The organism is Streptomyces sp. DvalAA-14 (assembly GCF_900091855.1).
Taxonomy (GTDB): Bacteria; Actinomycetota; Actinomycetes; order Streptomycetales; family Streptomycetaceae; genus Actinacidiphila.
In genome coordinates, this window is record NZ_FMCH01000661.1 from 22,754 (window position 1) to 34,654 (window position 11,901).

Annotated in this window: 16 protein-coding genes and 1 pseudogene; 14 read left to right on the top strand and 3 right to left on the bottom strand. The window is 69.5% G+C overall.

Going from position 1 to position 11,901, the window contains the following annotated elements:
• Nucleotides 1-57: 57 nt before the first annotated feature.
• Both GA0115240_RS35075 and GA0115240_RS35080 read right to left on the bottom strand, forming a co-directional pair.
• Entirely contained in the window at nt 58-570 is a 513-nt protein-coding gene (locus tag GA0115240_RS35075; protein ID WP_093743165.1) for a GNAT family N-acetyltransferase, read from the bottom strand.
• Nucleotides 567-1,364 (bottom strand): GntR family transcriptional regulator, encoded by a 798-nt coding sequence (locus tag GA0115240_RS35080; RefSeq protein ID WP_093743198.1) that lies wholly within the window; start codon nt 1,362-1,364, stop codon nt 567-569. Before GA0115240_RS35080 ends, GA0115240_RS35075 begins: the two co-directional genes overlap by 4 nt.
• Nucleotides 1,365-1,521: 157 nt before the next feature.
• On the opposite strand from GA0115240_RS35080, the gene GA0115240_RS35085 reads away from it, so the two are divergent.
• The 13 genes and pseudogenes from GA0115240_RS35085 (at nt 1,522) to GA0115240_RS35140 (ending at nt 9,177) form a co-directional block, all read left to right on the top strand.
• The gene (locus GA0115240_RS35085; RefSeq protein ID WP_093743167.1) at nt 1,522-1,878 is read left to right on the top strand and encodes an SCO3933 family regulatory protein; all 357 of its coding nucleotides are present in this window, start codon (nt 1,522-1,524) and stop codon (nt 1,876-1,878) included.
• Nucleotides 1,878-3,233, top strand: a complete 1,356-nt coding sequence (locus tag GA0115240_RS35090; protein ID WP_161302672.1) for an FtsK/SpoIIIE domain-containing protein — start codon at nt 1,878-1,880, stop codon at nt 3,231-3,233. The genes GA0115240_RS35085 and GA0115240_RS35090 overlap by 1 nt, the downstream gene beginning before the upstream one ends.
• 353 nt (nt 3,234-3,586) lie before the next feature.
• Nucleotides 3,587-4,270 carry a DUF2637 domain-containing protein gene (locus GA0115240_RS35100; protein ID WP_093743173.1) on the top strand — a complete coding sequence of 228 codons (684 nt, stop codon included), beginning with the start codon at nt 3,587-3,589 and terminating at the stop codon, nt 4,268-4,270.
• Between the two features lie 18 nt (nt 4,271-4,288).
• Entirely contained in the window at nt 4,289-4,471 is a 183-nt protein-coding gene (locus tag GA0115240_RS36500) for a hypothetical protein (RefSeq protein WP_141709078.1), read from the top strand.
• A 3-nt stretch (nt 4,472-4,474) separates the two neighbouring features.
• Entirely contained in the window at nt 4,475-4,666 is a 192-nt protein-coding gene (locus GA0115240_RS35105; RefSeq protein ID WP_093743175.1) for a mobile element transfer protein, read from the top strand.
• A gap of 18 nt (nt 4,667-4,684) precedes the next feature.
• Nucleotides 4,685-5,002 carry a SpdD protein gene (locus tag GA0115240_RS35110; protein ID WP_093743177.1) on the top strand — a complete coding sequence of 106 codons (318 nt, stop codon included), beginning with the start codon at nt 4,685-4,687 and terminating at the stop codon, nt 5,000-5,002.
• A gap of 50 nt (nt 5,003-5,052) precedes the next feature.
• Nucleotides 5,053-5,244, top strand: a complete 192-nt coding sequence (locus tag GA0115240_RS35115) for a hypothetical protein (RefSeq protein WP_202452059.1) — start codon at nt 5,053-5,055, stop codon at nt 5,242-5,244.
• Between the two features lie 93 nt (nt 5,245-5,337).
• Nucleotides 5,338-5,532, top strand: a complete 195-nt coding sequence (locus tag GA0115240_RS35120; RefSeq protein WP_093743181.1) for a hypothetical protein — start codon at nt 5,338-5,340, stop codon at nt 5,530-5,532.
• Nucleotides 5,529-5,708 carry a hypothetical protein gene (locus GA0115240_RS36505; protein WP_141709079.1) on the top strand — a complete coding sequence of 60 codons (180 nt, stop codon included), beginning with the start codon at nt 5,529-5,531 and terminating at the stop codon, nt 5,706-5,708. The genes GA0115240_RS35120 and GA0115240_RS36505 overlap by 4 nt, the downstream gene beginning before the upstream one ends.
• Nucleotides 5,708-6,418 carry a DNA cytosine methyltransferase gene (locus GA0115240_RS35125; RefSeq protein WP_093743183.1) on the top strand — a complete coding sequence of 237 codons (711 nt, stop codon included), beginning with the start codon at nt 5,708-5,710 and terminating at the stop codon, nt 6,416-6,418. The genes GA0115240_RS36505 and GA0115240_RS35125 overlap by 1 nt, the downstream gene beginning before the upstream one ends.
• Nucleotides 6,415-7,782: pseudogene (gene repSA, locus GA0115240_RS35130) on the top strand (replication initiator protein RepSA); the annotation flags it as partial. The gene GA0115240_RS35125 and the pseudogene repSA, both read left to right, overlap by 4 nt.
• Nucleotides 7,783-7,798: 16 nt before the next feature.
• Nucleotides 7,799-7,975, top strand: coding sequence for a helix-turn-helix domain-containing protein (locus GA0115240_RS35135; protein WP_093743185.1), 177 nt, complete (start codon nt 7,799-7,801; stop codon nt 7,973-7,975).
• Complete coding sequence (locus tag GA0115240_RS35140; protein ID WP_093743186.1) at nt 7,975-9,177, top strand: tyrosine-type recombinase/integrase; 1,203 nt, start codon at nt 7,975-7,977, stop codon at nt 9,175-9,177. Before GA0115240_RS35135 ends, GA0115240_RS35140 begins: the two co-directional genes overlap by 1 nt.
• Before the next feature lie 245 nt (nt 9,178-9,422).
• Here the strand turns inward: GA0115240_RS35140 and mtnA are convergent, their stop codons facing one another.
• Complete coding sequence (gene mtnA / locus GA0115240_RS35145) at nt 9,423-10,472, bottom strand: S-methyl-5-thioribose-1-phosphate isomerase (RefSeq protein ID WP_093743188.1); 1,050 nt, start codon at nt 10,470-10,472, stop codon at nt 9,423-9,425.
• 434 nt (nt 10,473-10,906) lie between these two features.
• Here mtnA and GA0115240_RS35150 point away from each other — a divergent pair, with 434 nt between their 5' ends.
• Entirely contained in the window at nt 10,907-11,827 is a 921-nt protein-coding gene (locus GA0115240_RS35150; RefSeq protein ID WP_237555466.1) for a hypothetical protein, read from the top strand.
• Nucleotides 11,828-11,901: the final 74 nt, after the last annotated feature.

Consider the following 11,901-nt stretch of genomic DNA (forward strand, 5'->3'; position numbering starts at 1 on the left):
CCCGGCGGAGCGGAGCGCAGCCGGGTGCCTTGATGAGGTAGAGAAACCTGTAACAGCTCAGGCGGCGGGCCAGACGTAGCACGCTGCGGGGCTCTGCTGATCGGCACCGAAGTGGTGCGCCACCTCACCAATGCGTTGCCAGCCAAGACGCTCGTATAGGCGGATGGCGGCGGCGTCCTTTGTCATCACGTCCAGCACGAGCCGTAGGGAGTTCTTCCGGGCGTAGTCCATGGCTGCCTGCATCATCCGTTCGCCGACAGCATGGCGGCGCGCCTCGCGGACCACGAAGAGTCGGGCCAGAACTCCGATTCGCTCCTCTGTCTCCCCGCTCTTGTCCTGCCACAGGCGGACCGCCCCCTCTCCCCGCGGGCGCATCACAGCCACGTGGCCGACGATCTTCCCCTCCTCCTCCGCCACCCAGCCGCCCAGAACGGCCGGCGGGCGGATCCACGACTCGGGCTCCTCGACACCTTCGACGGGGTAGCCGTCTGTCGTGTGCACTTCGACCAACGCTGCGGCTGCGCCGGGGACATCGGCATCCGTGATCGGGCGTACAAGAATGCTGGTCACTGCCCCTCCGGAGATGCCGGCTGTTCAACAGGGAGTTCGTAGAGCAGGCCGGTTTGGTCGGCTCGGTGCACGTAGCGGGTGACCTCGAACGGCTCGGCATTCTGGTCAAGGCTGGTGTGGAGCACTTCGAGCACCGGTACGCCGGGGAGCAGGTCTAGGAGCGAAGCTTCTTCGGGTGTCGGCATGCGGGCGCTGATCTCGTCGCGGACCCGCGTCATCACGTGCCCAAGCTCTTCGAGACGGCCGTAGATACCGTTAGGCCCTGACTTCGGCTCCATGAGGAGAGTGCCCTGCGCCTCCTCCCACCGAATGTAGGTGGAGACGATCTGCACCGGCTCGTCGTCGGCAAAGTAGAGGTTCTCCCGATGGACCACGCTCGCCTCGTCACGCGAGACCCTAAGCCGCTCGGCGACGTCGGCCGGTGGTGCTTCGCGGGTGATGCTGAGCACATCGATCCTGGCCGTCTTCCCCTGGCGCTTCGTCTCCAGGCGGAAGGGCGTGAGCCCCGTCTCCCGATTCTTGATCGAGTACCGGTCGCTGCCGAATCGAAACAGCCTCTGCGGTCGCCGAACGAAAACGCCCTTGCCGTGCTTCGCGGTTACCAACCCTTGCTCGGCGAGGATGCGTACGGCTTCCCGGGCCGTGTTGCGCGCCGCTCCGTACTCTTCGGCAAGCGCCCGTTCCGAGGGGAGCTTGTCGCCCGCTGCCAGCTCTCCGCGCTCGATTCGTGTACGAAGCTCATCGGCGATACGTCGACTCGGCGGCTGCTGGGAAGTAGGGGCGGACGGGGTCATGACCAGCAGCATACAGGTGGCTCAAGCCAGTGTCTTGACGCTGCGTCAGTCATGTGTTCCACTGGCTTAAGCCAGTAAGTGGCTCAAGCCAGTTGGAAGCGGCGCCCTACCGCCAAGCAAGCCGCCGCTTCCTCCCTCGTACAAGGGAGTTGCCATCATGGCATCGTTCAAGATCGATCTCTCGACGGCCACGGTGTTCGTGGCGACGCCTCCGGTGTCCAAGCTGGTCAACAAGCAGACCGGCGAGGTCGCGATGGACCGCGAGACCGGCGCCCCGCTGATGACGGTGGGCCTGCTGGTCTCGGACGAGGGACAGGGCGACCTGTTCCAGGTGACCGTTCCCAACACCGGCGTGGACGCCACGCTGACCCCCGGCACCATGGTCGTGGTCACCGGACTGCGGGCGCGGGACTGGGAGAACGAGTTCAACGGCCAGAAGCGGCACGGGATCAGCTTCCGCGCGGTCGCGGTGACCTCGCTGGTGCCGGTCGCCGCCTCGAACGGCAGGGCCTGATCACCATGGTGACCGTCCTGGTCTTATCCGGTGTCGGCTTCGCCGGGGTGCTGATCCTGCGCCGGGTCCGCCCCGCGCTGTACTGGCTGGTCATCGGCGGGCCGGCGGCTCGTGTCCGGGTCGGTTGGACGTACGGGTCCGTGATGGACGCCTGCGGCCTGACCGTTCCCCCGTCCCGGGCCCGCCTCGCGGTCGCCCGTGCGCTGCGCCGGGAGATGCCGGCCAACCGGCCTCCGAAGCTGCTGCGCCTGCGCACCACCCGTACCGGGCTTGTGGCGCGTGTCCGGTTGCAGCCGGGGCAGGACGCGTTCGACGTGATCTCGGCGACCGACCGTCTGCGCCACTCCTGGCGGCTTGAGCAGGTCTCCGCTCGGGAGATCCGCTCCGGGGTCCTGGAACTGCGGATGACCGGATACGACGTGCTGAGCCGCGTGCAGGTGCCGGCCAGTGCGAAGCGGTCCCCGATGCGGGTACCGGTCGCCATGCGCGATGACGGCACGATCCACTACCGGGAATTCCGCAAGGTCCCCCACAGCCTGATCCTTGGCGCCACCGAGTCGGGCAAGTCGGTCTATCAGCGCGGTCTGGTCAAGGAATTGGCCGGTCAGCCGGTCGCTCTGGTGGGGATCGACTGCAAGGGCGTGGAACTCGCCGCGCTGGCCCGCCGGTTCACCGCCATGGCCGACAACCCCGACTCCGCCGCGGACCTGCTGGACGCGCTGGTTGCCGAGATGACCGACCGGTTCCTGCTCATCCGGGCCGCTCAGCGGATCAGCGCCTACACCCCCGCGGCCGAGATCACCTCCGACATCTGGGGCCTGCCCGAGAAGGACCGGCCGGTGCCGATCGTGGTCCTGATCGATGAAGTCGCCGAACTCCTGCTCATCGCCAACACCGGCCAGAAGAAGCTCCGGGAACGGATCATCACCAGCCTGATCCGTCTGGCGCAGCTCGCCCGCGCCGCGGGCATCTACCTGGAAATCTGCGGACAGCGCTTCGGCTCGGAACTCGGCGACGGCGCGACCATGCTCCGCGCTCAGCTCACCGGCCGGGTCTGCCACCGCGTCAACGACGAAGGCTCAGCGAAAATGGCCTTCGGCGACATCTCCCCCGACGCTCTGGCCTCGGTGCTGGCCATCGCACCGGATCAGCCGGGTGTGGCGGTCGCCGCTGACACCTCCGGCGGCTGGGCCCGTATCCGCACCCCGCACACCTCGCTGCGCGACGCGGTCGTGGCCTGCGCGAAGTTCGAGCACCTGACCCCCGACGTGCCCGCGCTGGCGGCCTTCCGCCCGCACCTGGCCCCCGGCCCGTGGCCGACCGCCCCGGCCACGCCGGTGCCCGCCACCACCTGATCACCCCCGCTGCTTCACCGGTCGGCGCGACCGCTCCCCGCGCCACGTCCCTACCCCGCCCATCGCCCAAAACCGGAAGGACGACCCGTCATCGGCCCCGCGCAAGACCACCGCCCGCCCCGCCAAACCCGCTGCTCCGGCCCAGCCGGAACCGTGCGGCGCGTGCAAGGGCACCGGACAGGTTGCCGTGCCCGTCCGCGTCGGCCGCCGCCACCGCGTCGTCGGAGATCAGGAAGGCATGTGCCTGGGCTGCCTAGGCACCGGCACCGCCTGACAACCACTCCGCCGCCCGGGGCCGCATGACCGCCGGCCGCCCGGCCCCGGGCCTTGATCCCTGAAAGGAGGTGAGCCCCGTGTCCCGAACTCTGCGCCTGGACCCGATCCTGATCCAAGCCGTCATCGCAGGATCGCTGTCCTTCGCGCACCTGCACGACATCGCGGCAGGAGCCGGACAGGACGGCTGGAAAGCCTGGGCTTACCCGATCTCCGTTGACCTGCTATTGGTCGCCGCCTGGCGCCGTATGCGTGCCCTGCACGCCGCCAAACAAGCGGCACGCGCCGCCTGGACCTGGTTCATCATCGCCCTTGCCGCGTCGCTCGGCGCCAACGTCGCCACCGCCGGACTACTCGACATGCACCGCGTCCCGGCCGTGCTCCGCATCCTGGTCGCCGGCTGGCCCGCCGTGGCCTTCCTCGGCGGCACCCTCCTGGCCCACACCCCCCAAGCCGCAACACCGGCACCGGCACCGGCACCGGTTGACGAGCTGCCCGCCCCGGTCGCCCCGCCGGCCCAGCCCGCGCCGGTCACCACCGACCGCGCACCCGCCCCGGTCCCGGAGCTTCCGCCCGCCGCTCCTGCTCCCGCTCCGCCCGCTTCTCCTGCGGTGACCGTTCCGGCGGCCCTGGTCGCTCACGCCCGCAAGCTCGCCGACGCGCACCACACCACTACCGGCCACCCGATCGACACCGACACCCTGTGCGCCCGCCTCGGCGTGCCCCCGGCGCTGGCCGACGCCATCGCCGCCCAACTCGCCTGACCCGAAAGGAGAACCGTTGTGACCAGCCGCCCGCCCACACGAGACGAATTGGTGGCCGCCGCCCGCGATGAAGCCGCCGCCGGAAACCCGGGCTTGGCCTCGCTGCTCGCTGAAGAGGCCGAGTTCTGCCCCAACAGCCGCGCCGACAACGCCCGTGTTGCCTACGACTTCCCCGGCGGACAGCGCCGCAGGGAGAGCTGACCCATGGCCCGCTTCGAGCGCTTCCGCAACGTCGCCCGTATCGGCCCCGTCGAGGTCGGCGACCACCGCGACCGGCACGGCCGTAACGCCAGCGTCGCCGCCTGCACCGCCCCGCGCTGCGGCTGGTCGAACGACTACGCCACCCGCTCCGCAGCTGAACTCGCCGCCCGCACCCACACCTGCACCACCCGCTGACGCGAAAGGACACCGCTGATGTTGAAGCCCAAGTACCCGCCGAACTACTCCTACACTCCGCCGGCCGTGGCCCCGGCCCACCTCCCGGAGCCCACCGCTGCGGAGGTTCAGCCCACCCTCCCGGCGCCGCTGCCGGTCCAGCAGAACGGGCGGCCGGTGGTTCAGCTCACCCCCGGCAGCGTCGCCACCCTGGTCATCGGCGGCACCGCCGTAGTCGTGGTGGTCGGCGTGGTCCTGGTTTCCATGCTTCTGGCCGTTGCCGTCACCGCCGCCTCGGTCGCGGTCGTAGCTGTCGTGGCTCGCGCCATCCTCAACGACTCCCGCAAGGGTCGGTGACTGCCGTGGGCCTGTTCAGTCGCAAGAGCGATGCCCCGGCCAATCCGGCTATGGCCGAGCTGGGCCGGGAGTTCGCCAACGCGAAGCGGCACGGTGACCGCAAGACCATGCGCAAGGTCGCCCGCGACTTCGACCGGGCCGCGCAGAGCGACGGTGACGCGGCCTCGTTCCAGCAGGGCCAGGACGCCTACAACGCCATCCCGCCCGCCTATCCGATCGGACGCAACCGCCGCCGTTCGTAACGGCCCCCGGGGCGGCCTCAACCGCCAAGTTTCCGCCGCCCCGGGCGCCTCACCCCATCCCTGATCCAACGGACCCGAAAGGGACTCACCATCATGCCCCAGCACACCCCTGCCCCGGGACAGCATGTTTGCGGCCACTGCGACGGCTTCCCGACCGTCGCCATCACCACCGGCACCCGCAACCCGGACGGCACCCGCCGCACCCTCAACGTCACCTGCCCCGCCTGCAAGGGCACCGGCACCATCACCGCCCCGGCCCGTCGCACCCTCGCCACCGCCGGCCGGTGAGCGCCGTGGCCTTCCTCAACTGGAACGACGCCAAGCACTTCGACCACACCGGCGACAAGCCGTGCGTGCTGTGCACCAAGCCCACCCCGCTCCGCTCCGATAAGGGCACCCCCGTGCACAAGGTGTGCGCCGAGAACTGGCTCGACACCCACCCCCGCTCCGGCGGTGACCAGTGATGGCCACGCCTTCCACCGGTCTGCGGGTGCTGGATCTGTTCTCCTGCGCCGGCGGGGCCGCGATGGGCTACCACCGGGCCGGCTTCGCCGTTGACGGCGTGGACATCGCACCCCGCCCCCGCTACCCCTTCACCTTCCACCGGGGCGACGCCCTGGAACGGCTCGCCGACCTGATCGCCACCGGGGAGATCCAGCGGTACGCCCTCGTCCACACCTCGCCGCCCTGCCAGGCCGGCTGCGCCCTCACCGTGGGCACCAACGCCTCCCGCGGCTGGGGCGCCGAACACGCCCAACTCATCCCGGCCCTGCGGACCTTGCTGGACATGAGCGGCCTGCCCTACGTGATCGAACAGCCCACCGGCAAGGCGCCTGTGCGCCGGGACCTGTCCCTGTGCGGCGAGACCTTCGGCCTGGGCGTGCTGCGGCACCGCACCTTCGAACTCGGCCGGTGGGCCACTACGCAGCCGGCGCACCCCCGCCACCGGGGTTATGTGCGCGGCTACCGGCACGGCGAGTACCGCGACGGCCCCTATGTCGCCGCGTACGGCTCTGGCGGCGGCAAGGCCACCGTGCCCGAGATGCAGCACGCCATGGGCATCACCTGGACCGACGTGCGCGAAGAACTCACCGAAGCCATCCCCCCGGCCTACACCCAATGGATCGGCCACGCCTTCCTCACCGCCCGCCAAGAGGTGATCGCGTGGTCATGACCGCCGACCTCCCGGCGGGCCTGGACCCGGTCGCCTGGCAGGACTTCCTGCGGGTGGCCGGGCTTCCCGGCTTCGACCGCTGGCAAGACCAGATCACCCGCACCGGCGGCTGCGCCGACCCGATCCACCTGATCGGGTCCACCACCACCCTGGACCCGGTCACCGGACAGATCCTCTACAGCTACGCCACCGACAAGGAACCCGGCGGCCGGCTCCGCATCGCGTGCGGCAACCGCCGTGCCTCGCGCTGCCCCGCCTGCGCCTGGACCTACGCCGGAGACACCTACCAACTCATCCTGTCCGGCCTGACCGGCGGCAAAGGCGTCCCCGCCACCGTAGTGGACCACCCCCGGGTCTTCGCCACCCTCACCGCCCCCTCGTTCGGCCCGGTCCACAACCGCCCCGCCGCCGGCCGGTGCCGCTGCGGCACCACCCACCCCGACGGCTCCCCGGAGCTGGGCACGCCGCTGCACCCCGAGTCGTACGACTACGCCGGGGCGGTGCTGTGGAACAATCACGCCTCGCACCTGTGGCGCTACGTCACCATCTACCTGCCCCGGGAACTGGCCGCCCGCGCCGGCCTCACCCAGAAGGAACTCCGCGGCCGGCTGCGGGTCTCGTACGGGAAGGTTGCCGAGTACCAGAAGCGCGGCGCGATCCACTTCCATGCCGTGATCCGCTTCGACGGACCGGACGGGCCCGACACCGCCCCGCCAGGGTGGGCTACCACGACGTTGCTCGACGCCGCGTTACGCGCCGCCGCCGCCCGTGCTGCCGTCACTGTTCCCGCCGCTGGTGACCAGCCGGCCCGGGTCCTGCGCTGGGGCACGCAACTGGACGTACAGCCCATCGGGGCTTTCGGGGGCGGCGAAGACCTCACCGAACAGGCCGTTGCCTCCTACGTCGCCAAGTACGCCACCAAAGCCGCCGAGACGACCGGCACCGTTGACCGCCGCATCGGTGAACTCGCCGAACTCGACAAGCTGGCGGACCTGCCCGAGCACACCCGCCGCCTGATCCAAGCCTGCTGGGACCTCGACGCGCTGTATCCCGATCGCCGGCTGTGGGCCTGGGCTCACATGCTCGGCTTCCGGGGCCACTTCTCCACCAAAGCCCGCCGCTACTCCACCACCCTCGGAGCGCTCCGCCAGGCACGCGCCGACTACCGCAGCGAGCAGGAACGCCAGGATCGCGGCCTGCCCGACCTCGACTCCGACCCGGACGCCACCACCCTCGTGATCGCCCATTGGACCTACGCCGGACACGGCCACACCCCCGGCGAATCCTGGCTCGCCCAACAGATCCATCGCGACATCACCCAAGCACGCGAAACAGCACGCCAAGCGCGCAACGACCATGACGACTGGGGGGGACCACGGAATGACGGAGGAACTGCTGACCGTGCCCGACGTGATGGCCCGACTCAAGGTGGGGCGGTCCACGGTGTACGAGCTGTTGCGTACGCGCCGGCTGACCTCGGTGACCATCGGCCGGTCGCGTCGCGTCCCTGCGTCGGCCGTGCGCACCTTCATTGAGGGGCTTGGGGGTGGCGCCTGATGGCCGGCCCGCGCAAGCGCAACCCGAACGGCTCCGGCACGGTCACGAAGCGGACTGATGGCCGCTATCAGGCTGCCGTCTACGTTCCCCAGCCGGACGGCACGACGAAGCGGAAGTACGCCTACGGCAAGACGTACGACGAATGCGACCGCAAGCGGCGTGAGCTGATCGACAAGACCCAGCAGGGCATCCCAACGCCGACCCGGGACATGACATTGAACCAGTGGTTTGACTACTGGTTGGAGGCGGTCGTCCGTCCCTACCTGTCGGCAGGCAGCTACCGCACCTACGAGCAGACAACGCGCCTGTACCTCCGGCCGTACCTCGGAACGAAGGTGATGTTCAAACTTGGCGTGAAAGAGCTGCGGGCCGTTATGACGGCCCTGGCGGGGGACGTGTCGAGCAAGTCCGCCCGGCAGGCGCTTCGGGTGCTCTCGGCGGCTCTGACGGCCGCGATGGAGGAGGACTTCGGCCTTACCCGCAACGTCGCCAAGCTCGTGCATGTCCGGGCGACCACCGAACGGGGCGAGAGCTGGACTGCTGTGGAAGTCCTGCGCTTCCTCGCCGAAGCGCGCCGCCGGACGGTGTACTACCCGGCACTGCTGCTCGTCTGCCTGCTGGGCCTGCGCCGGGCGGAAGTGTGCGGGCTGCGCTGGGAGAACATCGACTTGGAAGCACGCACCTTGTGGGTGGAACAGCAGTTGCAGCGAACCGGCGCCGGCACGGTCGATGTCGAACCCAAGACGGACACGTCGAAAGCTCCGCTACCGCTACCCGCGCAGTGCATTGCGCCTCTGCGCTGGCAGAGGATGCGCAGCACATGGCTCCGGGAACGGGCGCTCGCCTCTGGCCAGCCCTGGTACGACGATCCCGCCGGCCACGTCTTCGTGACCCGTACCGGCCAGCCCTGGCAGCCTGACAACCTCTACCAGTCGTTGCAGCGTGTCAGGGAGTTGGCCGGCCTGGGCAAGATGAACCCCAAGGGGCTGCGGAAGTCCTGCGGGACCCTGCTCGTGCATCTCAAGGTCCACCCCCGGGTTGTCAAGGCGATCCTTCGGCACAGCAGGATCTCGACCACCATGGACATCTACGCTGAGGCGCTCGATCCCGACGTGATCGAGGCGGTTGGCCGGCTCGACCTTCTTCTGAGGCAGCCGGGCCGACTGGAGAGGCTTCGGGAAGCGGTCGAACGGCCGAACTGATGTCAACCGTAGATGTCACCGCCCCTCTGCCCGGCGTATTCGCGCTGGTGGAGGGGCGGTTCTCGTTCTCGGCCGCGCCATCATCCCATTTGCATATCGATGCTGGTGACCTTTGGTGATCGAGGTCACGCTACGCGACCATTGTCCATGGTTGTCCGCAGATGCGCTGCCCCCAAATGTCAGCCTGTGGATAACTTGCCGGAAACCGGCCCGGTGAGTGGGACAGCCCGAATCGAGCGCGCCGATCAGCGGCAGACCGCCGCCAAGCACTCCCCCGTTACGGGCGACACCACCCCGTTCTCGGTGACGATCGCCGTGATCAGCTCCGGCGGTGTCACATCGAAGGCCGGGTTGTACGCCTGCGTGCCCAATGGCGACGGTGCGAGATCAGTCACCTCGCTGCCCGATCGCTGCTCCACTTCGATCGAAGCGCCGTCCGGCGTCGCCAGGTCCACCGTAGTGGTCGGCGCCACCACGATGAACGGTACGTCGTGGTGGCGGGCGAGCACAGCCAGCGGATAGGTGCCCACCTTGTTCGCCGTCGCACCGTCCGCCGCGATCCGGTCCGCCCCTACCAGGACCGCGTCCACCTCGCCGGCCGTGAACAGCGACCCCGCCGCACTGTCCGCGAGCAGCGTGTAGGGCATGCCCGCCCGCGCCGCCTCGTACCCGGTCAGCCGAGCACCCTGCATCAGCGGACGTGTCTCGTCGACCCACAGCCGCCGCAGCTCACCGGACCGATGAACGGCCATCACCACGGCGAACGCGGTCCCCTCCCCACCCGACACCAAAGCGCCCGTATTGCAATGCGTGAGAATGCGATATCCGCCGCCGGACGCCAGATCCGCGAGCAGTCGTCCGCCGTGTTCCGCCATCGCCCGGCTCGCCGCCGCGTCCTCGAGGTGAAGAGCACGCGCCTCGGCCAGGGCCGCCGACGCCGCCTGCTCCGGAGCCGCCTGACGGTATGCCCCCACCGCACGCCGTACTCCGTAGGCCAAGTTGACGGCGGTCGGACGGGCATGCGCCAGCAGGTCGACGGCCTCTTCCACGTCGTAGCCACGCGCGGCAGCCAGCGCGATCCCATAGGCGCCCGCCAGCCCGAGCAGCGGCGCGCCTCGCACGGCCAGCGACCGGATCGCCGCCACCAGCGCCTGTACGTCCGTGCACACCAACTCGACTTCCTCCTGGGGAAGCCGGGTCTGGTCGAGCAGGATCAGCACCGGACCCTCGGGCGGCTCCTCCCAGCGCAAAGCCGGGATGATGCCGTGGTCAGGTTGCGTGAAGTGATCACCCATCCTCCCAGTCTGCCCTGCCAGGCCGTGTTCGCGGCAGCCCATGACACGATGAGCGGCCAGTACAGCAGCGCGACACGAAGGGGCAGCTACCGATGACCAACGCTCCGGGCTCCGAATCGCCCGGATCCTCCTCCGACTCTCCCGAGCCGGTCGACGGCCAGAGCCCCGCACCCGCCCCACCGGAGCCCAGCGGTCCTCCGACGGGGACGGTCGGCCCGCCCCACTGGGCGCCGCGGCAACCGCCACCCGTGAGTGGCTGGGGCGGATGGGTCCCACCGCCCGGAGGACCGCAGTCGCCGGGAGGCGAGACACCACGCTGGGGGCACGGCTGGGGAAACCCGCCGTCGAACGGATGGCAACAGGGACCCTGGATCCCGCGTCAAGCGCCCAAGCCCGGCGTCATCCCGCTGCGGCCCCTTGATGTCGGGGACATCGTGGGAGGCGCCTTCGCCACGCTACGACTCCACTGGCGAGCCCTGCTCACGGCCACCTTCGCGATTGCCCTGGTCAGCGCAGGCGCCTCCGTAGTCATACAGGGACTCTTTCTCGATGACACCCGCATCAAGAGCCTCCGGGACAACTCCGACCCGAGTGCGCGCGACATCCTGCACAGCACCAGCGGCGCCTTCGCGGGGATCGGACTGACTTCTCTGGTCACCTTGATCGGGACGGTCTTCGCCACGGGCATGCTCGCACTGGTCACGAGTCGATCAGTCCTCGGCCGGCAGGTCACGGCCCGGGCCCTGTGGCGTGATGCCCGGCCGCGACTGCCCCAGCTGCTCGGCCTGACCCTGCTGATCGCGGTGGCCCTTTACGGAGTGATCGCCGTCGCGACACTTCCCGGAGTGCTCATCGCCGTAACCGGTTCGGAGAACGGCGGAGCCGCCCTGGGATCTCTCGGCCTTCTCGGCGGATCGATCGTCGCGATCTGGCTCTGGGGTCAATGGAGCCTGGCGGCACCGGCCCTGATGCTGGAAAAGCAGAGCGCCGTCGCGGCGTTGAAACGCTCGGCCAAGCTTGTCGGTGGCACGTGGTGGCGCGTCCTGGGCATCCAGATCCTCGGTCTGCTGATCGCCGGCGTGCTCAGCGCAGTCATCACCATCCCGTTCGATCTGATCGCGGCCGCCGTCACCAGCGACAGTTTCGACTCACTCATCGGCTCCGACAGCAATCCCAGCTGGACATATCTCCTGATCAGCGGAGCCGGCCAGGTCATTGCCTCGACAATCACTCTGTCGATCAGCGCCGGCGTCACAGCGCTTCTCTATATGGACCAGCGTATCCGCCGGGAGTCCCTGGACATCGAACTGCTGCGTGCGGCTGCTGCACCTACGAAGGTGGAGGGCAAACCCTGAGGGGCTGCGACAAGAGGGCCGGGAGATGGACAGACCGGCCGGGAAACGCAGAAGTGCCCCCGCCCCCGAGTCAG